This is a genomic window from Acetobacter sp. (genome assembly GCF_047723915.1).
In the GTDB taxonomy this organism is placed as follows: domain Bacteria; phylum Pseudomonadota; class Alphaproteobacteria; order Acetobacterales; family Acetobacteraceae; genus Acetobacter.
The window spans coordinates 11,832-35,898 of sequence record NZ_JBDOBQ010000026.1 but is presented as its reverse complement, the minus strand read 5'-3'; the positions used below and the strand labels follow the sequence as shown (position 1 = coordinate 35,898).

The following is a 24,067-nucleotide window of genomic DNA, read 5'->3' as shown; positions in this document are numbered from 1 at the left end:
AGCCAGCCGAGACGCCTGCCCCGTTCAGGCCCCATGCCGTGTTACATGCGGTGACACGGCATGGGGGCAGACACCCGGCATGACCCGGGCTGGCGCACAGGCCGATGTCAGACCGTGGCTTCGACCGCGCGCAGGTCCATCTGGTACACGTCGTCGCCATAGCACCAGAACGGGTCTTCGGGCTGGCGCAGCCACGTATTGGCGTTGGAAATGCTCTGCACCTTGGTGGCCCGGTCCTTGCGGCAGGCAAAATAGGTGCGGAACGTGCGCTCCAGATCGGCGGTGCCCAGTTCGGCCAGGCAGCGTGTCAGCACGGCGGCGTCCTCCACCGCCATGGCGGCACCCTGCGCCATATGGGGTTTCATGGGGTGGCAGGCATCGCCCAGCAGCACCACACGGCCCTGATGCCAGTGCGACAGGGGGCTGCGCGTCTTCAGCGGCCATTTCGTGACCTCATCCGTCGCGTCGATATAGGCCTGCACCATGGGGTGATATCCGGCAAAGGACTTGCGCAGCGCCTCGCGCGTGCTGGGCAACTGGCCGGAGGCACTCGTCCATTCATCCGGCTCGCCGGTCACGAGATAGAATTCATCCTCGTTGCGGTCGAGGTAGTAACATACGATATGGCGGTCAGCACTCCACCACTTGGCGTTCAGGTCCGCCCCGGCGGCTCTGGCGGCGGCACCGGGAATAATGGCCCGGTGCGCGACCCAGCCGGTATAGACATCCTTGTCCAGCCCGAAAATCTGTTCCCGCACGCGCGAATTGATACCGTCAGCCGCAACAAGCATATCCACCGTGTCGGACGTGCCGTCGGCAAAGTCGAGCCGCACGGTTTTGCCGTTATCCTCGAACCGGGTCAGTTGCTTGCCAAAGCGCACCCGTGACGGGTCCACCGCGTTGAGCATGGTCTGCTGCAGATCGCCACGATGAATGGTGATGTAGGCTGCCTTGTAGCGGTCGCGTTCGGCATTGAGCGGGATATTGGCCAGAACCGCGCCGTCGTTCCAGTTGCGGCTGGTCCAGTAGTCGGGCAGGCAGGACACGGCCTCCAGCGGGGCTTCCAGATCGAGCCTGCGCAGGATCTTCATGACATTCGGCCCGAACTGGATTCCCGCCCCAAGCCGCATGAAGCTGGGCGCCTGATCATACAGAACGACATCGAAACCCGCGCGCTGCATCAGGGCGGCGGCGGCAATGCCCCCCATACCGGCACCCACAACACCAATGCGCTTACCCTCTGACATGACTCGCGGCCTTTCATTCTGCAACGGGAACAGATTTAATCGTGTATACACTATACATGCCTATGACCGGAACGTACCGCCTTCGTCAAGAGTTTTATCTTGCCCCGCCCCGATTCATGATGCCACCTGTTGTGTAGGATATAACACTGGAAAAACCCGACCGGGCGGAGACGAAAAATACCCCGTCCGTCACAGGGTGTTTCCCGCGCGGTTTTACATGCTATACAATCCGACGAAATAAGACGTACACGCGGCATATGGAGAGAACACGCATGTCTTCTGGCTCAGGCCGCATCATCCCTTCGCACGAATCCGACACGGATACCGTTGCGAATCTGCATCGTTCCGTTTGCCTGCGTATTGTGCCGTTCCTGACACTGGGCTTTCTGGCCGCCTATATCGACCGGGTGAATGTCGGCTTTGCCAAGTTGCAGATGCTCCATGACCTGAACATGGACGACGCGGCGTTCGGCCTTGGGGCCGGCCTGTTCTTTCTGGGCTATGTCCTGTGCGAAGTGCCCAGCAACATCATTCTCGAACGCGTGGGACCGCGGCCGTGGCTTGCGCGCATTCTGGTCACCTGGGGGCTGATCTCGACCCTGAGCGGGTTGGTCCATACGCCATGGCTGTTCCATCTTTCGCGCTTTGCCCTCGGTGTTTCGGAAGCCGGGTTCATGCCCGGGGCGCTGTATTACCTTGGCCAGTGGGTACCCGCCGCACGCCGCGCGCGGGTCATAGCACTGTTCATGCTGGGTATTCCACTGGCCAGCGTGCTGGGCTCTCCCGTGTCGGGCTGGATTCTGGCCCATCTTTCGGGCACGGGCGGGATTGCGGGCTGGCGCTGGCTGTTCCTGATCGAGGGGCTGCCACCCGTTCTGCTGGGTGTATGGGCGTGGTTTTTTCTGCCCGACCGGCTAAGTGACGCCACATGGCTCAGCCCTGCCCAGCGCGAACACCTGGCGCGCGAACTGGCCGCGGATGGCAGCGCCGGGCACAGAAACGCAGAACTGTCGGCCGCCTTTACGGACATACGGGTGTGGATGATCGGCATCATGGACGGCGCGATCCTGCTCGGGCTGTATACCGTGGCGTTCTGGTTCCCCACGTTCCTGCACGCCCGGATCGCAACGGGCTATGGCATGCTGGGGCTGATCGTCGCCATTCCGCACATTGCCGCCGCCATCAGCATGATCGTGCTGGGTCGCAGTTCCGACCGCCGGGGCGAACGGCGCTGGCACCTGTTCCTGCCCGTCGTGGTGGGAGCTTTGGCCCTGGGCCTGTGCGGGCTGCCCGGCCACGGGGTCGTGTGGCTGGTGGTGTTCGGGGCCATTGCCAATGCCGGGCTTTTGGGTGCGCTCCCTACGTTATGGACCATCCCGTCCACTTTCCTGCAGGGGCGGGCGGCGGCGGCAGGGCTGGCGGTAGCGTGTTCCTTCGCCAACGTCGCGGGTTTTTTCGCTACATCGCTGATGGGTGCCGCACTGACCCGCTTCCATGACGCCGGACCGGTCATGTGGCTGTTCGCGGCCGTTGCGGTGGTGTCCTCCGGGCTGGTGTTCATGATCCGCGCGCCACAACCCAACCCGGCGGACGCCACGCCCGCCCGGAATGCCGAGCGCGAACGGCTACGCGAACAGATGGTACAGTAACCTGGGCCTGCGCCGCCACATTATGCCCCCTGCCGGGCCAAACCGGTCTATGCTGTGCGCCATCACCGCCATGACACCCTGCGAGGCGGCGCACCCTTTGACCTGACAGGGAGCCCCCATGTGCAGGAAAATATGCCGGAAAATAGTTTTGCCTGACCGTGCGGCCCTTGTGGCCGCTGTCATCGCCGCCACGGCACTTGCCGCAAGCCCACCGCCCGGCATGGCAAACACGGGGGCAAATACGGGCGCAAACAGTGGGGCAAACACCGGAGCGGCCACAGGGGCCGCGACAGGCGGGACGACAGGGGTGACCAAAGGCGTACCGACCGCCATCCCCGCGCCCGCCACTACCTCTGCTGCCGCCGGCAGTTCCATGGGCGCGATTACCAGCGGCAATACTGGCCAGACTGCTGCTCAGAATACTGGCCAAAATACGGGTCCCAATACGGGCGGGCAAGCGGGCGGCAATGCGGGCAGCCATGCAGATACGGGCAGCCCCCCGCCACCACCAACGCTATGGTACTGGCACAACTGGACCAGTCATGACGGCATAAGCCACATGACACGCTGCCCGTTACGCAGCTTCGATCTCAAAACCATGTCACGGCCTGCCGGACCCCAGTGGCAGGACCGCCTGCCACCCGGCCCCGCCCAGGTGATTTTTACCGTCCAGCCCGCCCACTGGAACGGCCTGTGGCACCCCGATCCTGTAGTGCAATGGATTATTCCCCTAAAAGGGGCATGGTATGTCACCGCCATGGACGGCACAAAAGTGGTGATGGGCCCGGGCGAAGTCTCGCTGGGGGAAGACCAGCTCAGCCGCATGGACGCGCAGAAACGCGTCGGCCATTTTGCCGGCAATGTCGGAGATGGCCCGGTGGAACTGATGGTGATCCAGACCCATGAAACCCCGACCGTGGACCAGCCCTGCCGCTTCAGGTAGCCGCAAGGCTTTACCCGGGCGAAGCGGAAGTGAGTGGAAAACTGAGCCCCCCTGCCCGACCTTGGGGGCATGCAGTCACGCACCCGGCCGCCGCGCTGGTAATCTACCAACAAGACACGGTTTTGAAAAAACCTGTCGGGCCGCGATCCGCCTGGCCGAATGCGCAACGGCCCACACACCCGACCGACAGCACCCCTACGGAATGGAAATAGCATGCACAACTAAAAAACCCGCGCAATACCGGTTACAAAAACAGACTCCATGGGCAGTCCGGCTCATGCGATAAAACCGGCAACCCTGTCTGTCCGCCCGCGCCAGAACGGATTTACCCGCCCTGCCAGGGCTGCCCGCGTGGATGCAGGTCCAGCATCGTCACCGCCTTGCGATTGCACGCCCCTGTCAGGCTGTTCTGATAATAAACGCTTTCTTCCCCATCAGTCGTGCTGCGTCGTCCGCGCCGATCCGACGGGGCGCGGGCGCTCCCACCCATTGGGCATAGGCTGGCAGCCATTCGTGCATTGTCATCGGCTGGTTGTCGACAATGTTATAGATGCCGCAGGGCGCGGTCAGGGCTGCCACGGTCGCCTGCGCCGCGTCATCCACATGGATGAAGGACAACGTGCTGCATCCCCCGCCAAGAAGCGCGACTTCGCCCTGGCGGACATGGTCGCTGAAAGCCCCGTCCGGCCAGTACCATGTTCCGGGGCCGTAGAAAAAACCATAGCGCAGCGCGACACCGTTCAGCATGGAGCTGGACAGAACCCGCTGTTCCAGAGCCGTATACATGCGCGCACTCTCGCCAATGGTGCCGGGGGCGCCGGTCCTGAGTGGCGATATCTCTGTCGCCAGTGCGCCGCCACCGTCCAGATAAAAGCCGCAGGACTGCTGGACATACCGCCCGACCTGAAAAACCTGCGCGGCCTCGAACAGATTTCCACCGCCTTCGAGCCGCAGAATCCTGTCCGCCGGCAGTCTGGCTGGCAGTTCGAAAGGGCTGGCGGGCAAAGAAGTCAGTTGATCGATCACCCCATCGGGGCGAATATGTTCGAAACTTGCAAAAACAGCCGCCCTGTCCATGGCATTGCACTGAACCGGATGCGCGCCCAGCATGTCCAGAACCTTCAGGCTCCGGGCGTGGTAGGCCATGCCCCAGACGTCATGCCCCGCATGGCGCAGGCGCCCGATCAGCGCACGCCCCAGAACCCCGCTGGCGCCAGCAACAAGAATTTTCATCCGTCCGCCCCTTTTGCTCAGTGTGCCGGCACAACAAAGGGAACTGCCTTGTCCTTGACGAAAAAAGCCAGAAAACGCGCAGGTTTTGTCTGGCTTGCATTGCGCCCTACCAGATGGACATCGTCCGGGCCTTCGAAAAAGGTCTGCCCCTCCTTCAGCGTCACCGGGGCACCCCCCTTGACCTGCATGACGATGCTGCCGCGCAGAACATATACAAACACCGAGGCATTATGCCGATGGATCGGGTCCGACCCACCGGGCGGGTAGTCGACTGTCAGCATTGCCCCTTCCTTGCCGGGAAAACCCTGCAGGTCATGGGACAGCAGGGGCGTGACACGGGTTTCCGCATAAAGGGGCGTGGCCCACAGGCCAGCGAACAGCGCGCCAAGAACAATGAATTTCTGCATGGTATGGTTTTCCTGTGACTGGATCACGGTTGCGGGGGGCAGAGACTGCCCGGACGCCTGCGCTGCCTGGCCTTGCCGGTGCGGCGGGTACGCACACGCTCATCGAACCAGGACTGCACGTGCTCTGCAAACGGGCGGGGTGCTTTTGCACGCACGGAACTGGCCAGATCCGCCAGCGATGTCCGGGCCAGTTCCTGCCGCATGGCCTGCTCGGCCCGCAGCATGACCGCATGAATGCCGCACACACCCTGCGTGGCCCATTGCGGCGGCCGTTCATTGAACAGGGCGCAGCGGCCACGAATTTCCTGACAGTTGAAAAGACTTTTCTGCCCTTCCACAGCGTCGACCACGGCCAGCACACTGATCTCATGCGCGGGTCTGGCAAGGCTGTAGCCGCCTTTCAGCCCTTCGGCCGCGCTGAGAACCCCCGCCTTTTCAAGCCGGGGCAGTAGTTTGGCGACAAATGCGGGCGGAATATTCTGAAGCTCCGCCAGATCGAGGCTGCTGACAGGCTCGGGGTTGCCAACCAGCCAGAGCAGGCTGTGCAGGACATATTCGGTGCTGGCGCCATACAGTGTCATACGCGGACCTTATTAGTCCGCGTTTTTATGTGCAAGAGGGGAATACCAGAATTATCCGGCGGGCCGGAATTGCCTGTCATGCGAGGGACGGCGTCGGCGCAGGAGCGTGCGGGCCATGCCAGGTCCGCAGACCGGGACGCTGCCCGCCCCTGCGACCCGGCCATAGCGGGCAGGCAGCAAGGCCCACACCCACGACACGTGGCCAGCATGCTGGAAAGCATATGTCCACAACACTCCGCAGCCCGCGCAGATACACCCTAGAACAGCGCAGGCTGATCGTTCTTAAAGAAACGGGCGGGGTGCAGTCATGCCCCCGCCGCCCCGCGACGCAGCATTTTGCAATGTCCCGGAGCAGCGGATATCAACACCATTGTTTCTGTTTTGACGGCAACAGCCAACCAAAAATCAGAATTCAGCCGAGAAGGTAAAGTGGTAGATACGCGGCAGGCCCGCATACAGGCTGGATGCCGCACCCGACGTGCCACTGGGCGCGCCCGTATAGACCGATGCCCAGTACCGCTCGTTCGTGACATTGCTGACCCCGAACCGCAGCACCCACGGAAAGCGGGCGACATGGAAACCGTACCGCGTGCCCAGTTCAAGGGTCGTGTACGAACCGGTATGCAGCGTGTTCTGGATATTGGCCGCACGGTTGCCCATGTAGTGCACATTGGCGTTGAACGCCCAGCCCGAAGCAAAGGACCCCAGGGTGCCGGGCAGGCGGTAGTCCAGCAGCAGGTTGGCCTGCAACGGAGCCGCGCCAACAATTTCCTTGTTGTTGTAGGCGGCTGTTTTGCTATCGATCAGTTCCGCATCCAACCATGTCATGCCCGCAAGCACGGAAAGATTGGGCAGGACTTCACCCGAAATCTGGGCTTCCACACCGTAATTGCGCTGTGTGCCGCCATATTGGTAGGTCTGGCATTTACCCGCATACGGGTTTGCCCCTGTCCCGGTATAATTCGTATAGCTCGCGCAGGTATTCGCGGCCTGGGTATAAATGGCGTATGGCGACGTCATGCGGAAACCCGCAAGATTGAACTGGAATTTCTGGTACCGCAGCTTGTAGCCGACCTCATACTCCTCGGAATGCGCGATCGGCAACGCCAGGTTCTTGTTGGTATAAAGGTTGTTATTGGTGGCAACCGGCCCGGCTTCGACCGAACGACCGTACGTGAAATAGAAAGTCTGGTTGTCGGTCGGCTTGTACATCAGGCTGGCGGTCGGGCTGAACGCCGCGTCAACCTGGAACGCCTTTGTCAGCGGGCTGTTGGCATTGAGCGCGTTGTCCTGGCGTATCCAGCTCCAGGCGAGCGTGCCCATGATCGACCAGTGCCTGTCGATTGTCAGCGTATCGCCCACGATAAAGGACTGGCTGACAACTTTGCTGGACTGGTAGCGCCCATGGTAATAGGGCTGCGAACCGCCTGTGGGGGCTGTCCCGTACAGGTTGCTCGACGGCAGGCTGTAATTCGCCTTGTCGGTACCGGTCGGGTTATAATTGCCCATCATGTAGCCGTTGGTGCCAATCACCAGATCATGCCGGACCGGACCGGTGTAAACCCGGCCGTTGATATACGCCATGTTGCTGCCAACGCGGAAATCGTTCGCCGAGGATGCAGCCTGAACCGTGGAGCTGTACCAGCCATTCGTGCCGTACCCGCCACAGGCGGCACTGGTGGCCGTCGCAGCCGCGGGCTTGGCGCAGAGCGTATCGGTAATGCCGAACGACTGGCGCTGGGCGTCCTGATACAGCCCGCCCAGCGTAAAGCTCCAGTCCTTGTTGATCTGGTGCTTGATCTTGCCCAGGAACGTGTTGGTTTCCATATTGAAACCGCTCCAGTCCGGTGCAAGCCTTTTCCCCAGATCGGGTGCTTCGGGGAGTTTGCCGCCTATTCCCGCCGCGGGAATGCCGAATGCCGGGGCCGTGCCGCGTTCGTCATAGGTGTAATGGCTGGCGTCGAGTTCGATAACCGTCTTGTCGTCCAGATGGATGTCGAAATCGGCACTCACCATTTCGCGCCGCAGCCAGCTTCCCGGCACGTAGGCCGTGCCATTGGCGTGCAGCATGTTCAGGCGGTAGCCGAACCAGCCATTGCGGCCCACCCGGCCCGATATGTCGCCGTTGACCGTGGGCGTGCCGATGGAATCCACCCCGACCGAAAGGCGTTCGGTCCGGCGGTCCGTCGGGCGCTTGAGCGTGTATTCGAACACACCTGCCGGGTTTTCAGGCCCGTACATGGCCCCGGCCAGACCGTTGAGAACCTGGAGGTTATCCACCCATTCCGCAGGGTACGGGGTGGTGGACACGACATTCAGCCCGTCCAGACGGGAGTTGGAGACCACATCCGCCTCGAACCCGCGTGACTGCGGACGGGACGTGTTGGGATCGCCACGGATTTCAAGCTGCACGGAGGGCAGGTACTGCGCCATGTCGTTAAGGTTGCGGATCTGCTGGTTGACCACGACATCGTGCGGCACACCCATGACGGAATAAGGCGTATCCAGCGTGTCCCGATTACCCAGCGGCCCCAGATAGACGATCTTGTTCATGTATTTGGCGCCCGTGCCGTCTGCGGCATGGTGGCCGTGAACGTTCACCGTTTCACCATTGGAGCCGTCGAGAATACCCGCAATCGGGGTTGTACTGGGCCGTGTCCCGCTAACCGGGGCCCTGCTGGCTGCATTTTTTTTCACGGCCACCGGGGCGACGGGTGTTCCGGCAGAGGCCGGCGCAGCGCCTGCCGGCCGTGCCACCCCGCCCTGCCGGGTGGAGGCAGAGGGCGCCGCCAGTGCGGATGAGGTCAGCAGAAGCGCGCCAAATGTTCCGGCAACGAAAGAGGTATGAAAACGATCACGCATAAATCTAACAGGTCCAGCATATGAATAAGGAACTTCAGGTGTCCCCCTTCTGCCAAGCCTGACAGGGCGCTGTCCATATACGTCCGTGCATATTCCTATATATGAATGAATATAATCATGCAGTGATGCCAGAATAATACACCCAGCGTGTGACAGCCCCGCATGCGGGCCGCAAGCCGGGCCGACACCGCCGACGACCCGACGGCCCATGCCATCACCAATGCCGCCACCAACGCCACCGGACAAAAGCCGCTACCCCGCAAAGTCCCGGCAGTACCCCGCATAACGGGCATGGTGGTCCGGGCATGTGCGCTGCGGGGCGTGGGTTACGCCGCTCAGTCCCGGTTACGCCGCCCCGCCCGCCACGACGCCATGGCCGGGAATACGCCGTCACGCAGGATCAGCGCATGCAGAAGTGCTGCGCCAAGGTGGATGACGATAACGGCAAACAGCGTCAGCCCCAGCCATGTATGCACATGCCGCAAAAACGCGAATAGGGCAGGGTCATGCGGCAGGATCGGCGGCAGATGGAAACCCTTGCAGAACACGACCGGATAGGCTCCGGCCGACAGCATGCCCCACCCCACCAGCGGCATGGCGATCATCAGCGCGTAAAGCAGCCAGTGCGACGCCAGAGCCGCCACACGCTGGAAAACAGGCAGGCTGTCGGGCAAGGGGGGCGGGGCCACACGCAGCCGATACCCCAGCCGGACAAACGCCAGCACCAGAACAAGAATGCCCATGGGCCGATGGAGCGAAAGCAGCAGGTTATAGGCAGGCCCCACGGTTGCGGCCATGAACACGCCAACAAACAGCATGCCCACGATCATGACCGCCATGGACCAGTGCAGAACCCGTGCCACCACGGAAAAACGGATAACGGGCGTCATGACGGACCTCCGGGGCCGACCGCCGCCGGGCCAATGGCGCTTGGGGGCTTGGTCTGCCCCGCTCGCAGCACGAAAGAGCGCATATACACCGCCGATCGCGCGGGCAGAATGGGGTCGTCCGATACGGCAATGCCCTCCGGCAGAATGGTCGGATCAAAGGTTATACCTGTGCAGGGGCCGTTATCCTCGCTTTCGGCGCGGGTCAGTGTCAGCGTTCCGGCCTCGACCTGCCGCCGGTCGGCCGGCCAGGCAACTGTCGGGTCGGAGGTGGGGTCGGACGGCGCGCCCACGCTCACCATCAGGCGCCATTGCAACGGCCCCCGATGCAATGCGGCAACCAGTGCGTCGAACAGAGCATTGGGCCCCGTACCGGTCGGGGCGACCGGCGGCGACGTGACAGGAGGCGGTCCAACAGGGGACGATCCGACTGAAGGCGACCCGACTGGCACCATCGTCCAGCGCACGGGTGACGATACGCCCCTGGCATCGATCAGGCGAAACGTATTGAGGCTGAGATAGCTATCATCCGCAAAGCCGCTGGACAGGGTTCGGTGCCCGATCTGGGCCAGCGCCCGCGCGGTGTCGGGGTGGGTGGCCATAAAAGGCCCCACACGGGCCGGATCGGGTTTGCCGGTTGCCGGGTCTGGTCGGGTGGCCAGCAGCAGGTCATGGAAGTCCTGCGGGGTGCGGGCCACAAAAACCGGAATATCGTTCAGCCCCATGCGCCATTCATGACCGTGCGGCGGCATAAGCCGCAACGCCATGCTGCGGACTTTTGCCGGGGCATCGGGCTGGAACGGCATGCCGCCGGCCAGCGCAAAGCGCCCCACCACCGCACTGCGTTCACGCCCGAACACCGACGCGGTGGATAACGCGCTGGCCTGGCCACTGCCCTCGAACCATCCGGTCACGCACACGCCTTTGGCATGGTTGCTCCGAAAACCCGGATGAACCCCGTCAACCGTATGCAGGGCGTCGATCATGCCAGTCTGGGTCAGCCGGTGGGCGGACAGCCACCCCGCACTCCAGGCAAAGGCGCCGCATACAAGGGCCAGAACCCCGCCGATCAGCCCCAGGCGCATGAGAACGCCCGGACCGGGTACCCTGAACATGAATCCGTCAGGCGGTTCCGCCATGATGATAAGAAACCTCCAAAAAAACACCCCGACGGCGAACGACTGCCCGCCATCAAGCCCGCGCGCCTATTCAGGCTGCCCTGTCGCAGACTGTAAAGACCCCACGGCAGGCCGGGTTGCACGCCATGCATGAAATGCCTCACCCAGGGCCGCATGCCGCCAGTCGGCAGCAGAACGGCAGCCGGGCTGCATCCGGGCAACACCTGAGCGGCACGGCGCTTTTTCAGCCTTGGTGGCGACCTGCATGCGTGCGGCGGGAACCATGCGCCCTATACAACCTTTTGTGCTGTTGTATGCTGGTCGCGTGCCTTGCAGGCGGACGGGCAGGACCGTGTGTCCCCGATGTCTGCCAACCATGTTACGAAAGGGACTTCTGTCATGAGCATTTTCGGCTCCATTCTTTCCGCCATTTTCCACCATGCCTCTGCCGCGACGCCGGCCAGTGCCGCAGCACCTGCCGCCGCCGCCACGGCAGCCGCGACGGCTGCAACCCCCGCTGCCGCGACACCTGCGGCGCCGGTCGACGTGGATGCCGTGCTGAGCGACCTGGCCGCCAAAAACAGCCAGACCCTGAACTGGAAGGAATCCATTGTCGATCTGCTGAAGCTGCTTGGCCTCGACAGCTCTCTGGACTCGCGCAAGAAGCTGGCCGCCGAACTGGGCTATACGGGTGACACGAACGATTCCGCCACCATGAACGTATGGCTTATCAAGGAAGTGCGCCAGAAACTGGCTGAAAACGGCGGCAAGGTCCCCGCAAGCCTGTAACGGGCCGCATCTGGGGGCGGGTCTGCACGTCAGTCCCCCGCCCCCGGGGCTTTAAGCGGTCCCTTGCCGCATGGCCGCACGGCAAAGGACCGGCTACCGGGTTAGCCAGCCGGGCGGGTTGCCGGACAGATGGGGACAGAGACTGCCCCCCACCGGAGGCAACACCCCCCGGGCAGACCGCACAGCCTGCCCTGTCAGGCCGGAACCTGGTTCTGCCGCGCCTGCCGCTTACGGGCTTCGGCGCGGTTCAGTTCCTCCACCATCGGGGCATCGCGGTCGGTGGGCTGCGGGCGGCTGAACAGATAGCCCTGCACCTCGCTACAGCCTTCCTCCCGCACACGGTCGAGATGGGCCTGCGTTTCCACCCCTTCGGCAACCGTGCTGACACCAAGCCGCCGGCCCAGTGTCGCCACCGCCTGCACAACGGCGGCGCAGTCCGGCCGTTCCACCGCGTCGCGCACGAATGAACCGTCGATCTTGATCTTGTCGAACGGAAAAGCCCGCAGATGCGCGAGCGAGGAATAGCCCGTTCCAAAATCATCCAGGGCGACCCGTACCCCAAAGGACCGCAGACTGTTCAGTTCCGCGATGATCTCCTGCTCATCGCCCAGAAGGGCGGTTTCCATCACCTCGATTTCAAGCCGCCCCGGCATCAGCCCCGACACCGCCAGCGCGTCCTGCACGGCGCAGACAAGGGTACCCTTGCCAAGCTGGCTTGCCGACACATTGACCGCCACCCGCGCGCCATCCGCCCAGCCCGCGGCCTCGCGGCAGGCGGCGTCCAGCACAAAGGCGCCAAGCTGGTCGATCAGCCCGCTCTGCTCGGCCACCGGCACGAATTCGCCCGGAGATATCCAGCCACGCTGGGGGTGGTACCAGCGCACCAGCGCCTCGCGCGCGGTCACGACATCGCCATTGATGGCGACAATCGGCTGATAGAACACGAACAGCCCTTCCCGGGTTTCCAGCGTTGCGCGCAGCTTGCCCTCAAGGCGGATGCGGTCCTGGATGCGGGTCTCCATTTCGGGCATGAACATGCGTGACACGCCCTTGCCAGCGGCCTTGGCGGCATAAAGCGCCATGTCCGCGCGGCTCAGCAGGGCCTCGCCCGTTTCACCGTGGCGGGGTGCCAGCGCCATGCCGATGGATGCCCCGATCTGGATGCTGCGGTCATAATCGAGATCGTAGGGCACACCCAGGGCCTCGATAACCCGCCTGGCCAGGGCTTCCGTTTCCTCGGCATTGTCATGCGGCACCAGCACCGCGAACTCGTCCCCACCCAGACGGCCGACCATGGTGGCCGGGGTGTTACAGGCCGCGCGCAGGCGGCTGGCCACCTGGGTCAGCAGCGTGTCGCCAATCCGGTGGCCGCGCGTGTCGTTGACGAGCTTGAACCCGTCAAGGTCGACGAACAGCAGGCCGACCCGGTTACCCGGTGTGGACAGGCGCCGCTCCAGTTCCTCGTAAAAAGTGGCGCGGTTGGGCAGGCCGGTCAGCGTGTCGTAATGCGCCATCTGCAGAATGCGCTGTTCGGATTCCACTTCCTTGGTCACCAGCGCCCAGGTCAGCATGGGGCCGATATAGGCGCCGTCATTCTCCGTAACCGCCGAAACCTTGAGGTCCAGCACCTCCGGCCCCAGCTTGATGCGGGCATTGTGCGGCAGGTTGGCGGGGTCGGCCAGAATACGGCGCTGGTGCTGCGGATGCCTGTGAAACACGTCGATACAGGTGCCCAGCAGGTCGTCAGCCTTCAGCGGCAGCAGGTGCTCGATCCGCCGGATCAGACGTTTTGAGGTCTCGTTGGCGTAATTGATGTTCAGCGTATCGGGCTCGACCGTCATGACCGCCACGGGCATGTCATCGATCATGCGCAGCAGCCGGCTCTGTTCGCGCTCGCGGGACATGGCCTCGGTCGAGGCATTGACCATGCGCACGAAGTCCCGGTACTGAGTCAGGATAACCACGACCGAAACGCCGATCACGAGCAGGACATTGACGGTCATGGCGACAAAAATGGGGTTTTCCGTCGCCAGGAAGAAACAGATGAAAAACCCGCCGCCCACGGTCGCTACGGCCAGCGCGGCCGAGCACAGATGGGCCAGGCAGAACATGGTGCCCAGCGCCGAGACGATCAGCACGAACGCGACATAGCTCTGTGCGTAGGCGTCCCCGTACGGGAACAGCGACAGCGCCCAGGCCGAGGACGCGGCACCAAGCACGCCCGCCAGAACGTTGGCGCGCCGCAGTTCGCTGACCACGCGTTGGTCAGTAACCGCGACGTGCCTCTTGCGCCACCACAGCACCACCCGCAGCAGGCATACCCCCGTCAGCACCAGGGGGCCATACACGCTCAGCCAGATGGGTGCGTGATGAATGAAGGCGATGCCAAGCACCCAGGCATTGGCCACAAGAACGAAATACAGGAGCGGGATCAACCGCGACAGGGCTGAAAACTGCGCCCTCAGCAGTTCGGGATTGCTGGACCGCACCGACACAAATGCAACAAAACGCAACACGGCGCGTTTAAGGGTCATTGACCACCCCTGCCACCAGAGACCGGCCCACTTGCCGAAGACTGCCCGCCAGCAGCGCCAGGGGGTGCTGCGACCCCTGTCAGGACGGTGGAACGCCCCTGCGCCACAAGGATGTCGACGGGAGGATTTTCCCCGCCGGTATCGGCCTGGAGAACCAGGGTCATCGCGGGTTGGCCGGTCGTGTCATCGTCCGTCCGGGCAGGGTTTTCAATGTCATCATGATGAAATGTGATCTGCCCGCTTTCAATAATTTGATCAAGGGGGACGGGACGCCCGAGCAGAAAGCCCTGGCCTTCGTGACAGCCCTCGTTCCCCAGCATGGATAACTGGTCGTAGGTTTCGATCCCTTCTGCCAGAACGGGAATGCCAAAAGACCGCCCCAGACCAAGCACCGCACGGATAATGGCCAGGGTCTGCGGGTTGGCCACGGCGTTGCTGCAGAACGACCGGTCGATCTTGATCCGGTCGAACGGAAAGGCGCGCAGCGTGTCGAGCGAGGAATAGCCGGTGCCGAAGTCATCCAGCGCAATGCTTACCCCCAGCGCCTTGATCTGGCGCAGCATATGCAGGGCCCGCTCGCGATCCGCGAAAATGGTCGATTCCGTCAGTTCCAGTTCCAGTTGCCCGGCGGGCAGGCCCGTGCTGGTCAGCACGTCCACGACCAGACGGGGCAGATCGGCATGCAGGAACTGCACGGCCGACAGATTGACCGCCACCTTGTAGGGCGGGTCCCACGCCGCCGCTTTTTCGCACGCGGTGCGCAGCACCCATTCCCCAATGGGAATGATAAGGCCGTTTTCCTCGGCCAGGGGAATGAACTCGGTCGGTGGAATGGGCCCGATCTGCGGATGGTTCCAGCGCAGCAGCGCCTCGTACCCCGTGATCTGCCCGGTGCCGATTATGGTCTGCACCTGATAATGCAGCGAAAGCTGGTCGCGGATCAGGGCTTCGCGCAGGTCGGCCGCAAGGGCACGGCGCGCCCGCAGCATTTCATCCATCGCGGGTTCGTAAAAACAGATTTTGCGAACCGGGTCCGCCTTGGCGCGATACATCGCCAGATCGGCGTTGTTGATCAGGGTTTCCTTGTCCTGTGCGTCATCCGGCCAGATGGCAACCCCCAGGCTCCCCCCCGACGGCACCTCGAACCCGTCCAGGCGGATAGGCTGGAACAGGGCCTGTTCCAGCCGGGCCAGAAACTCCGAAATACCGCCCCTGTCATCCAGACGGTACAGGGCGGCAAATTCATCCCCCCCGGTTCTGGCAACGAATTCGCCATCATGCAGCAGCCCCTTGAAGCGCCGCCCCAGAACACGCAGCACCTCGTCCCCCGCATTATGCCCGCGCAGGTCGTTGATTTCCTTGAAACGGTTGAGGTCGATGCCCACAAGGGCAAACTTGCTCCGACGGTCGCGGGCCAGTTCCATCTCGAAATCCAGCCGGTCATTGAAACTGACCCGGTTGGGCAGACCGGTCAGCGCATCGCTCATGGCCATGCGGTGCAGCCGCTCCACGGATTCGGCGCGCACGCTGTCATCGATCAGGTAGCTGGCGAACCCCGCCCCCACAATGACCAGCGCCGTGCCGATAATGGCCAGTGCGAGAGCGTGCAGGGCCTCGGGGTTGGAAAACGCGCCGCTGACCGGCATCGGGGTAACGTGCAGCGCCGCCATACCCGTAAAATGCAGGCACACGATCGCAAGTGTAAGGATCGCGGCCATGATATTGCCCGCGTACCGCCCCCCGCGCATGGCCACCTGCATGGCCGCCCCCGACAGCACGACAGACAGCACGATGGACGCCACAAGATAGGACGTATCCCACGACACAATGCCCGCCACACGGTAGGCCATCATGCCTGTATAATGCATGGCGGCCACCGCCAGCCCCACGACGGCGCCCCCCAGTGCGGGGGTGAACCACGCAAGGCGGCTGCCCGCCAGAATAAAACCGACCGTGCTGCCCACCACCGCGATCAGCAGGGAGGCAATGGTCAGAACCGGGTCGAACGCAACGGGCACGCCGGGGTCGAACCCCAGTATGGCAATGAAATGCGTGCACCAGATTGCAACAGCCGCGGTCAGGGATGTGAGGAAATACCAGCCGTATTTCTGCAGGCCCGAGGTCTCGATCGTGCGGAAAAACAGCCGGGCGGTAACCCAGGACCCCCCGCAGCACAGCAACCCCGCCGCCAGCACCAACCAGAGATTATGTTCATGGACGATACAGCCAATGACCATCTTCATGGAGAACTCCCTCTCGAACCTGTTCTTTATAGAGCAGGTTCGCCGTTTGGCCTCCGGTATTTTACCGCGTCGCGCGGTCGTGCGGCGGCACCCCCGCTGTCAGGACCAATGCCCCCTTGCGCCGCTGAAATGGTCACGCCCCGGCCCTTGCCCGACCGCACCGCATCCACCCCGCCAAAGACACGACAAAACCGCAGCAGACCGCCCGATGGGCGACACACGGGAGAAGCACACGGGGAGGAAACACGCGGGGGAGACGGGGCCGGAAGGCACGCACGGGGTGGCGCAACCCGGAATGCGCGGGGGAGCGCACGAGAGAGCGCTCAGGGAACGCACATGGGGCATGACACGGGCATGAGGGGGAAGGCACACAGGCGGTGCGCAGGCAAAGCAGCAGGCTAATGCCACAGGGGGCGGCACCCGGCCCGGCATAGTATGGCATGGCGGATCACGCGTCGGCCACGGGGGCAGGCCGCCCTGCCCGCGCGCCAGCGCTGCCGGGCGGATCACCCCATGCGCAGGGGGGCGCGACCATAGGCGTTGCCGGCCAGAACAAGCCGGGTCAGACTGTCGAGAAACATCTGGCGCTCCGTGCCGGACAGGGCTTCTATCGTGCGCTGGTGCGCGCGGGCGGCGGGCCGGGCCATGCTGTCGAGCAGATCCTGCCCTTCCGTGGTCAGAAACACATGCTTGAGCCGCCGGTCCCGCGGCGTGCGTTCACGCCGGACCAGACCGCGCGCCTCCAGACGGGCGGCGACATTCGCCAGGGTCGTGCGGTCAACCCCGACCGCCACGGCCAGTTCGTTCTGGTCCAGCCCCGGGTGAAGGGCCGCGGCACTCATGATACTGTACTGCACCGGGGTTACGTTGAAGCCGCCGCATTCCTCCGCGAACAGGGCGACATGGATCTGGTGCAGCCGCCGGATCAGAAAGCCGGGGCGCGCGGGCAGACCCGCTGCCCATTCAGTCGCCCAGCCGGATGTCTCCTCCTCCCGCGCGGGAGGGAGGTCGGAGGGCTGGGGGGCTTCTGCATCACCCACGGAGTCTGAAGCCGGTTCGTTGCTCATGCCACCCTGATACCAGCGGACGCCGCACCTGCCAAATCAGGCCGGGTATCGGGCAGAACATGAGACAGAACGACGCGCCACCGCACGCGACCGGCCGCACCGCGCGGGACGCAGGGCACAGAGACGCAGGGGCACGTTCCTCCACAGACGTGGCCGGTTTGGGCTGCCACGCGTCCAGCCCGCAGCCCGCGTTACAGAATCCAATGACCACACCGCCCGGCGCGCTCTCAGGGCAGGGGGCAGCGGGCGATTTGTCGTATCGGGGGCGAGACGGGTTCTTGCGTCCGCCCAAATCGTCAGTATACTGACTTTTAGTCAGCCCGGAGGCATCCATGAATCCCGTTTTTGATCTGATCCTGCATGCAGGCACCGTGATCGACCCCATGACCAACCGCCACGAAGTGGCCGATATCGCCATTGCCGACGGCCGTATCGCGGCCATAGCCCCTGCGCTGGACCCCGCCCTTGCACGCGCGGTAACCGACGTGTCGGGCAGGATCGTCACGGCGGGCATGATCGACACGCACGGCCATATCTACGAACATGTCACCGGCCGTTTCGGGCTCAACCCCGATCTGGTGGGTGTGTATTCGGGTGTCACCACCATTATCGACCAGGGCGGGCCAAGCTGCATGACCATTGCGGGCTTCCGCAACTTTATCGCAGCCCCTGCCAAGACCCGTGTTCTGGCTTTTCTGTCGGCCTATCTGGTCGGCGGGCTGGAGGGGCACCTCTACCCCGAACTGTATGGCCCGGATCAGACCAATGTGGCCCACAGCGTACGCGCGGCACGGGAAAACAGCGATCTGGTGCGCGGTGTCAAAGGCCATGCCGAACTGGGCGGGGTGTCGCGCTGGGGGCTGAATGTCATGCGTATCGGCAAGCAGATCGCGCGGGAGGCGGGTATTCCGCTGTACATCCATCTGGGCCAGCTCTGGCCCACGGCGGAGGACAATCCCGATATCGACGCCGATGAACTGGTGCGCGAACTTCTGCCCATCATGGAGGAAGGCGACGTGCTGGCCCACCCGTTCACGCGGCATCCGGGCGGGTTCATCTCGGTCGAGACGGGGGAGGTGCATCCCGTCATCTGGGCGGCGCTGGAACGCGGGGTCACGGTCGATGTCGGCCATGGCTCGCATTTTTCCTTCGACATGGCGCGCAAGGTCATGGCGGCGGGCATTACCCCCTACACGCTGGGGGCGGACATGCACGGCTATAATGTGAAGGTTCCCTCAGCCACGGACCTGGCTGACCGCAAGCTGAACCCGTTCGCGGGCGTGGCCCCTTTCAACCTGACCCATGCCATGTCCAAACTGCTGTATCTGGGCATGCCGCTTGATGCCGTGATCGCCACGGTCACGGCCAACCCCGCGCGCATGATCCGCATGGAGGACACGCTGGGTTCGCTCCAGGTCGGGCGCGAGGCCGATATTTCGGTGCTGACCCTGCACAAGGGCCATTTCAGCATGATCGACAACAGCGGTGTGCGGGTCAGCGCATCCGAAATGATCACGCCCGAGTTCTGCCTGCGCGCGGGCGTGCGCTACGACGCCACCAGCCCGCTGGTGCCCCCGCTTGACATGCAGGCCGCATGACCCGCTCCGGGCCGCCCGAAGGCCCGCTGCCCTGGGGCAGCATGAGCCGCGCCGAACGCAACGCGGCCTATGACAACGTTGGCGCAGTACCCGGCAGCCGCGACTGGATGGCCGGCCTGCGGGCTCGCTCGGCCGCGTTCCGCGCGCACCATGCCGCCACCACGCGCGACGTCGTCTGGGGCTGCACCCCCCGGCAGCGCTGGAACCTGTATCCCGCATCCAGCCCGGATGCACCGTGCCTGGTGTTCATCCACGGTGGATACTGGCAGTGGAACGACCCGGAGCACTTCGCCTGCCTGGCCGAGGGGGTTGCCGCTCTGGGCTGGTCCGTGGCCATGCCCGGCCATACGCTGGCTCCTGCTGCCTCGCTCCGCGCGATCGTGGCCGAGATCGACACCGCACTGGACTGGCTGGCCACCCACGGCCCGGCCCACGGCATTGCGGGCCCGTGCGTGGTATCGGGCTGGTCGGCCGGGGGCACGCTGGCCACGCTGGCGCTGGACCACCCCCACATTGTCGCGGGGCTTGCCCTTTCGGGCATTTACGAGCTTGGCCCCCTGCGTGACACGACGCTGAACGACGCCCTGGCCCTGGACGATGCGGAAATACAGACCCTGTCCGCCCTGCGGCGCCCGCCATCCCCCAAGCCGCTGGCCATTGCCTATGGCACGCGCGAGTTGCCCGCGCTGTGCCATGACAGCCGCAACCTGCACGGCCTGCGGGCGGCAACGCACGCACCGGGCCTGCTGGCGCCTGTGGCCGGGGCGGAGCATTTCAGCATTCTCAACGCGCTGGGCACACCGGGTGGGGAGCTTGCGCGCGTGGCGTCCCTGCTGGCGGGTTAGAGCGCGCGCCACAGGTCCCCGCTCCCCCGCACAACACCACACGGCACGGGGTATCTGGCGCGCGATGCCGCAACTGTCATCCCCCGAACCGAAAAAGGCGTGCCCGCGTTACTGGCTTTGGCATTCCGATCCGGGTAGTCTGGGGCGAAAGGTTTGGGGTGGGAGCATCTTTCAGTGCAAGAGACCAAGCAGAGCGACTGGCTGACCGAGCAGAATCTCATGGTACGTGTCGTGGCCATGCCGACAGATACCAATGCCGCAGGCGATATTTTCGGCGGCTGGGTGGCGTCCCATATGGATCTGGCGGCCAGTACCACGGCCGAGGACCGGGCCGGCTGCAAATGCGCCACGGTCGCGGTGGACGGGCTTGTCTTTCACAGACCCATGACGGTGGGGGATGAACTCAACGTCTATACCCGTATCCTGAAAATCGGGCGCACCTCCATGACCATAGAGGTGGAAGCCGTACGCCGCGTGCGCCGCACGACCATCAAGCAGAAGGTCACGCAGGGGCGCTTTACCTTTGTGGCCCTGGACGACAACGGCCAGCCCCGCCCCGTGGACGCCCTGCCCGCCCCCTGATCCAGCCCGTCCACACACCTCAATGCCATAGGCGGTGCCTGCCCGGTGCGAACAGCCGCCTAAGCCGCGCAGGATGCGCCCTGCGCCTGCGGTCCCACATACCGCAAGGCCGTGTGCTGGCATATGGGCGGCACACAAGCCCACCCCAGCAGAACGTCCACCGGAGCGCCACACCCGGAAGACCACTGGAAACACCTCTGGGCACAGCATTGGCAAACATACCAGAGGCACATCAGCAGGCCGACCGGCAGACACACTGGCACACACCGGCAGCCACCTGCGGGACCAGCGACGGGGTCCAGCGGCGGCACCCACCTGCGCGGGCACAGTCTTGCATGGGGCAGGCGACGGCGGGCAGAAAACAGGCCACCGGGCGGGCCTGTGGCCTGTCAGCCCGTGCGGCGGACGGCCCGCGCCTGTTCCAGCCTGCACAGGCCGTAATACAGGGGCGAGACCACCACCAGCCCCACGATCCATGACAGGTCGGCCCCGCCAAGGGCGCGGGCAATGGGGCCGGTATACAGGTCTGTCGCGACAAAGGGCATCTGCACCGCAATACCCACCCCGTAGGCGATCAGCGCCGTGGTGTTGATACGCCCGTAAATGCCGCCATCGCGCTTGAAGAAGGACGACACATCGTAATCCCCATGGTGGATCAGGTAATAATCCACCAGATTGATCGCGGTCCATGGAATGAGCACGCATAGCAGCAGGAACAGGAAGTTCATGTAACTGTGCAGAAAATCGGCCTGCGCGCCTATGGCCATGCCGATCCCCAATACTGCGATAAAAATGCAGAACCCCACCCGCGCGCGCAGGCCGGGCCGCCAGTCGGGGGCGAAGGTCTGCAAAAGCGTAATGCTGGCCAGCATGCCGCCATAAATATCGATCGCCCCGCAACAGGCCAGCGTAACCGTCAGCAGCACAATGGCGGGGGCGGCAAACGGGCCCAGGCTGCGTGTCAGCGCGCCCACCACGTCGCCATCGGTTGCGAGCACGCCCATCAGCGCCCCCAGCAGCATAAGGGGCACGGCCCCCACAACCACGCCGCCCCATGTGCCCCAGAACGCGGGGGCCGCACCGGTACGCTGGGGCAGGTAGCGCGAATAGTCGGACACATACGGCGCATAGGAAATCTGCCACAGGGCCGCGACCGACAGCGCCCCTAAAAAGCCCTGGGTCGAATACACCCCGTGGGAGAGGATATCGGGCGGCAGGACGTGGCGGACCATCAGCACGCCAAAGCACAGCACCAGCGTTGCCGCCGCAACCACGGTCGTCACCCGCCCGCACCGGTGGATGATGTCATGCCCCATGATGGCAATACCCAGCGCCACCGCCCCCACCAGCGCGATAATGACCGGCGTGGCCACCCAGGGAAAAGCCCCATGAATGGACCGGCCCGCCACCGCCGCGTTGGAGGCCGTATAGCCGGTATACATCATGACCACCACGACCGTGACCAGGGCAGACCCGTAGGTGCCGAACTGGCCCCGGCTCTGGATCATCTGCGGCACGCCCAGCCTTGGTCCCTGCGCCGCATGGGCCGCCATGAACACGGCCCCCACCACATTGCCCAGAAACAGCGCGCAGGCGGCGGATACAAAGCCCAGATGGAACGACGTGGTGGCAAGCGAGCCCGTTACCAGCGTAAGAAGCCGCACATTGGCCCCGAACCACAGCGCGAACAGGTGCCCCGCCGTGCCGTGACGGCGTTCGGGCGGGATAGGATAGATCGTGTCGTGTTCCAGATAGGAGACATCGCTCTGGGTCATTCGGTCTTCCGTTTTCCTGCGGCCTGATGGTGCGACCGGCCCGCCTGCGGCAGGGGGCGACAGTGTCCGGTACGCTCGCTCACCCGTTACGATGCCATAATGTCAGCATACTGACAAATATCCCGGAAGCTTTCAGCCCCGCCCCCGTGCCAACCCGCTGCCACGCAGCGACCCGCGCGTGCAGACAGGGTCAAAAAAATGGCCGGGATGCCACGGCTCAACAGTATGGACGACCTGATCCGCCCTCAAGCCCGAGGGCCGGCGCAAACTCCTGCCGCTGGCGACGCATACACCATGGAGCATGAATTTCCACACCGAGCGCGCGCTCATGGCCGGGAAACCATCACCCGGACGAGGCAGGCCGTATCGCCATTCGCGATATTTTTTCAGCGCGCTGTCTTTTCGACGGACCATGCCGGGGCATCATGCGCGAAGCCCGCGACCCGTACATGATGGCACAAGCCCGGCCAAAAGCGCGGATTCCGTTATTCTGGACCGCGCCCGAATTCTCCCTGCCAGTCGCCCCGGACACACCTCCCCCTGCCCGACCCGGGTTCCACGACCGTTCATGCCCAGGCCGCCATGCGTCTGGCGCCAGGTGCAAGGGGCTTGAGCCCTCCTGTCTGACCGGGCGGCAGGACTCAGGCCTGCACATACCATGGCCTGCCCGGAACAGGCATGGGCCATACCCCGCAGGCAGGCTCAGCCATAGCGTTTTGTAATCAGCAAACGGGCAAGACGTTCCGGGGCGAGCAGCGTCAGCACCGACCAGCCCGCGATCATGAACCGTATGGACATACGCTGGAACCCGCGCCGGAACGGCAGCAAGACCGCATCCAGCAGGGCGCGGGGCCTGCTGTCGCCGGGCAGCGGGTGGGCTTGGGGCGTCAAGCGCAGGGACGCGACGCGAAACTGTAAAAAACTACTGCCACAAAACAGGATATTGGCAGCAGGCTGGGGACGCCCGCTAAGACGGCAGGCCTGCCGGGCGGCCTGCAGCCGCTTCATCCCACGGGTGACTTCGCGGCTGTAATTGGTGTCGCGCGCGGTCATGGTACTGTCGTTGGCGCCATGCATGCGGTACAGCACCAGAGGTTTGGGTATGGTGACGATATCGCCCATATACGGCGCCATGGCGATACAGGTCGAATCCGTGGCCGCGTCATGCGTGCTGTCGAGCGGGAAAATCGCCGCCAGAAACGCCCGCGACCACGCATTGGCCGAAGAAGGCGGGGTGGGATACTCGAATGTGGCATCCACCCACTGGCGGATCTGTTCCGGTGGGGGGGCAAGGGTCATTTTGGGGATTGTGCCGCCAAGCGGGCGACCTGCCGCATCGACACGCTGCATCATGACCTGGACCTTGCTCAGCCCCGCGCGCCAGACGGATGCGATTTCGCGCAGCAATGTGGGTTGCAGGATATCGTCCGAGTCGAGAAAAATGACGATATCGCCGCAACTTCTCTCAAACCCTGTATTGTTTGCCTCCCGCTGGCCCCGGTTTTCGGTAAAAATGGCTGTAATGCGCTCGCCAAAACCGGAAATGACGGCAGCGGACCCATCGGTGGAACCGTCATCCACGACAATGACCTCCACCCGGGGCCAGTCCTGCGCCAGCGCGCTGGCAATGGCATCGCCCACGTAAGCGCCGTAATTGTAATTCGCGATGATGATCGAGAACGAAATATTTCTGTCCATTGCCGATAC

17 protein-coding genes and 1 pseudogene are annotated in these 24,067 nt (G+C 63.9%); 6 read left to right on the top strand and 12 right to left on the bottom strand.

What is annotated here, in order from left to right; genetic code table 11:
- Nucleotides 1-107 precede the first annotated feature (107 nt).
- Nucleotides 108-1,247: an FAD-dependent oxidoreductase gene (locus ABF990_RS12240; protein WP_415491471.1), complete on the bottom strand. Its 1,140-nt coding sequence runs from the start codon at nucleotides 1,245-1,247 to the stop codon at nucleotides 108-110.
- A 272-nt stretch (nucleotides 1,248-1,519) separates the two neighbouring features.
- On the opposite strand from ABF990_RS12240, the gene ABF990_RS12235 reads away from it, so the two are divergent.
- Nucleotides 1,520-2,896 carry an MFS transporter gene (locus ABF990_RS12235; RefSeq protein ID WP_415500588.1) on the top strand — a complete coding sequence of 459 codons (1,377 nt, stop codon included), beginning with the start codon at nucleotides 1,520-1,522 and terminating at the stop codon, nucleotides 2,894-2,896.
- Between the two features lie 499 nt (nucleotides 2,897-3,395).
- Nucleotides 3,396-3,839 (top strand): annotated as a pseudogene (locus tag ABF990_RS12230) (cupin domain-containing protein); the annotation flags it as partial.
- A 399-nt stretch (nucleotides 3,840-4,238) separates the two neighbouring features.
- Here the strand turns inward: ABF990_RS12230 and ABF990_RS12225 are convergent.
- From ABF990_RS12225 to ABF990_RS12200, 6 genes are all read right to left on the bottom strand, one after another.
- Entirely contained in the window at nucleotides 4,239-5,072 is an 834-nt protein-coding gene (locus ABF990_RS12225; RefSeq protein ID WP_415500589.1) for an NAD-dependent epimerase/dehydratase family protein, read from the bottom strand.
- Between the two features lie 17 nt (nucleotides 5,073-5,089).
- Nucleotides 5,090-5,479, bottom strand: a complete 390-nt coding sequence (locus ABF990_RS12220) for a cupin domain-containing protein (protein ID WP_415491474.1) — start codon at nucleotides 5,477-5,479, stop codon at nucleotides 5,090-5,092.
- A gap of 23 nt (nucleotides 5,480-5,502) precedes the next feature.
- Complete coding sequence (locus tag ABF990_RS12215) at nucleotides 5,503-6,060, bottom strand: RrF2 family transcriptional regulator (RefSeq protein ID WP_415491475.1); 558 nt, start codon at nucleotides 6,058-6,060, stop codon at nucleotides 5,503-5,505.
- Between the two features lie 405 nt (nucleotides 6,061-6,465).
- Complete coding sequence (locus ABF990_RS12210; RefSeq protein WP_415491476.1) at nucleotides 6,466-8,922, bottom strand: TonB-dependent receptor; 2,457 nt, start codon at nucleotides 8,920-8,922, stop codon at nucleotides 6,466-6,468.
- A 335-nt stretch (nucleotides 8,923-9,257) separates the two neighbouring features.
- Nucleotides 9,258-9,812 carry a cytochrome b gene (locus ABF990_RS12205; protein ID WP_415491477.1) on the bottom strand — a complete coding sequence of 185 codons (555 nt, stop codon included), beginning with the start codon at nucleotides 9,810-9,812 and terminating at the stop codon, nucleotides 9,258-9,260.
- On the bottom strand, nucleotides 9,809-10,948 hold the full coding sequence (locus tag ABF990_RS12200) for a catalase family peroxidase (protein ID WP_415500590.1): 1,140 nt from the start codon (nucleotides 10,946-10,948) through the stop codon (nucleotides 9,809-9,811). The genes ABF990_RS12205 and ABF990_RS12200 overlap by 4 nt, the downstream gene beginning before the upstream one ends.
- A gap of 378 nt (nucleotides 10,949-11,326) precedes the next feature.
- Between ABF990_RS12200 and ABF990_RS12195 the strand changes: the two genes are divergently transcribed.
- The gene (locus tag ABF990_RS12195) at nucleotides 11,327-11,716 is read left to right on the top strand and encodes a DUF3597 domain-containing protein (RefSeq protein WP_415500595.1); all 390 of its coding nucleotides are present in this window, start codon (nucleotides 11,327-11,329) and stop codon (nucleotides 11,714-11,716) included.
- Between the two features lie 194 nt (nucleotides 11,717-11,910).
- Here the strand turns inward: ABF990_RS12195 and ABF990_RS12190 are convergent, their stop codons facing one another.
- From ABF990_RS12190 to ABF990_RS12180, 3 genes are all read right to left on the bottom strand, one after another.
- Nucleotides 11,911-14,250 carry a putative bifunctional diguanylate cyclase/phosphodiesterase gene (locus tag ABF990_RS12190; RefSeq protein WP_415500591.1) on the bottom strand — a complete coding sequence of 780 codons (2,340 nt, stop codon included), beginning with the start codon at nucleotides 14,248-14,250 and terminating at the stop codon, nucleotides 11,911-11,913.
- Nucleotides 14,247-16,493, bottom strand: coding sequence for a putative bifunctional diguanylate cyclase/phosphodiesterase (locus tag ABF990_RS12185; protein WP_415500592.1), 2,247 nt, complete (start codon nucleotides 16,491-16,493; stop codon nucleotides 14,247-14,249). The genes ABF990_RS12190 and ABF990_RS12185 overlap by 4 nt, the downstream gene beginning before the upstream one ends.
- 506 nt (nucleotides 16,494-16,999) lie before the next feature.
- Nucleotides 17,000-17,560, bottom strand: a complete 561-nt coding sequence (locus tag ABF990_RS12180) for a MarR family winged helix-turn-helix transcriptional regulator (protein WP_415491481.1) — start codon at nucleotides 17,558-17,560, stop codon at nucleotides 17,000-17,002.
- Between the two features lie 332 nt (nucleotides 17,561-17,892).
- On the opposite strand from ABF990_RS12180, the gene ABF990_RS12175 reads away from it, so the two are divergent.
- From ABF990_RS12175 to ABF990_RS12165, 3 genes are all read left to right on the top strand, one after another.
- The gene (locus ABF990_RS12175) at nucleotides 17,893-19,158 is read left to right on the top strand and encodes an amidohydrolase/deacetylase family metallohydrolase (protein ID WP_415500593.1); all 1,266 of its coding nucleotides are present in this window, start codon (nucleotides 17,893-17,895) and stop codon (nucleotides 19,156-19,158) included.
- Nucleotides 19,155-20,003 carry an alpha/beta hydrolase gene (locus ABF990_RS12170; protein WP_415500594.1) on the top strand — a complete coding sequence of 283 codons (849 nt, stop codon included), beginning with the start codon at nucleotides 19,155-19,157 and terminating at the stop codon, nucleotides 20,001-20,003. Before ABF990_RS12175 ends, ABF990_RS12170 begins: the two co-directional genes overlap by 4 nt.
- A gap of 219 nt (nucleotides 20,004-20,222) precedes the next feature.
- The gene (locus tag ABF990_RS12165; protein WP_415491497.1) at nucleotides 20,223-20,585 is read left to right on the top strand and encodes an acyl-CoA thioesterase; all 363 of its coding nucleotides are present in this window, start codon (nucleotides 20,223-20,225) and stop codon (nucleotides 20,583-20,585) included.
- Between the two features lie 389 nt (nucleotides 20,586-20,974).
- Here ABF990_RS12165 and ABF990_RS12160 read toward each other — a convergent pair whose 3' ends face one another.
- The gene (locus ABF990_RS12160; protein ID WP_415501039.1) at nucleotides 20,975-22,360 is read right to left on the bottom strand and encodes a purine-cytosine permease family protein; all 1,386 of its coding nucleotides are present in this window, start codon (nucleotides 22,358-22,360) and stop codon (nucleotides 20,975-20,977) included.
- A gap of 702 nt (nucleotides 22,361-23,062) precedes the next feature.
- Nucleotides 23,063-24,058, bottom strand: a complete 996-nt coding sequence (locus tag ABF990_RS12155) for a glycosyltransferase family 2 protein (RefSeq protein ID WP_415501038.1) — start codon at nucleotides 24,056-24,058, stop codon at nucleotides 23,063-23,065.
- Between the last annotated feature and the right edge of the window lie 9 nt (nucleotides 24,059-24,067).

Bases quoted from the DNA above. Each gene is read 5' to 3' on its own strand.
- ABF990_RS12195 (WP_415500595.1), top strand. From the start codon at position 11,327: ATGAGCATTTTCGGCTCCATTCTTTCCGCCATTTTCCACCATGCCTCT.
- ABF990_RS12185 (WP_415500592.1), bottom strand. From the start codon at position 16,493: ATGAAGATGGTCATTGGCTGTATCGTCCATGAACATAATCTCTGGTTG.
- ABF990_RS12240 (WP_415491471.1), bottom strand. From the start codon at position 1,247: ATGTCAGAGGGTAAGCGCATTGGTGTTGTGGGTGCCGGTATGGGGGGC.
- ABF990_RS12215 (WP_415491475.1), bottom strand. From the start codon at position 6,060: ATGACACTGTATGGCGCCAGCACCGAATATGTCCTGCACAGCCTGCTC.
- ABF990_RS12170 (WP_415500594.1), top strand. From the start codon at position 19,155: ATGACCCGCTCCGGGCCGCCCGAAGGCCCGCTGCCCTGGGGCAGCATG.
- ABF990_RS12190 (WP_415500591.1), bottom strand. From the start codon at position 14,250: ATGACCCTTAAACGCGCCGTGTTGCGTTTTGTTGCATTTGTGTCGGTG.
- ABF990_RS12220 (WP_415491474.1), bottom strand. From the start codon at position 5,479: ATGCAGAAATTCATTGTTCTTGGCGCGCTGTTCGCTGGCCTGTGGGCC.
- ABF990_RS12205 (WP_415491477.1), bottom strand. From the start codon at position 9,812: ATGACGCCCGTTATCCGTTTTTCCGTGGTGGCACGGGTTCTGCACTGG.
- ABF990_RS12165 (WP_415491497.1), top strand. From the start codon at position 20,223: ATGGTACGTGTCGTGGCCATGCCGACAGATACCAATGCCGCAGGCGAT.
- ABF990_RS12225 (WP_415500589.1), bottom strand. From the start codon at position 5,072: ATGAAAATTCTTGTTGCTGGCGCCAGCGGGGTTCTGGGGCGTGCGCTG.
- ABF990_RS12200 (WP_415500590.1), bottom strand. From the start codon at position 10,948: ATGGCGGAACCGCCTGACGGATTCATGTTCAGGGTACCCGGTCCGGGC.
- ABF990_RS12180 (WP_415491481.1), bottom strand. From the start codon at position 17,560: ATGAGCAACGAACCGGCTTCAGACTCCGTGGGTGATGCAGAAGCCCCC.
- ABF990_RS12175 (WP_415500593.1), top strand. From the start codon at position 17,893: ATGAATCCCGTTTTTGATCTGATCCTGCATGCAGGCACCGTGATCGAC.
- ABF990_RS12155 (WP_415501038.1), bottom strand. From the start codon at position 24,058: ATGGACAGAAATATTTCGTTCTCGATCATCATCGCGAATTACAATTAC.
- ABF990_RS12235 (WP_415500588.1), top strand. From the start codon at position 1,520: ATGTCTTCTGGCTCAGGCCGCATCATCCCTTCGCACGAATCCGACACG.
- ABF990_RS12210 (WP_415491476.1), bottom strand. From the start codon at position 8,922: ATGCGTGATCGTTTTCATACCTCTTTCGTTGCCGGAACATTTGGCGCG.
- ABF990_RS12160 (WP_415501039.1), bottom strand. From the start codon at position 22,360: ATGACCCAGAGCGATGTCTCCTATCTGGAACACGACACGATCTATCCT.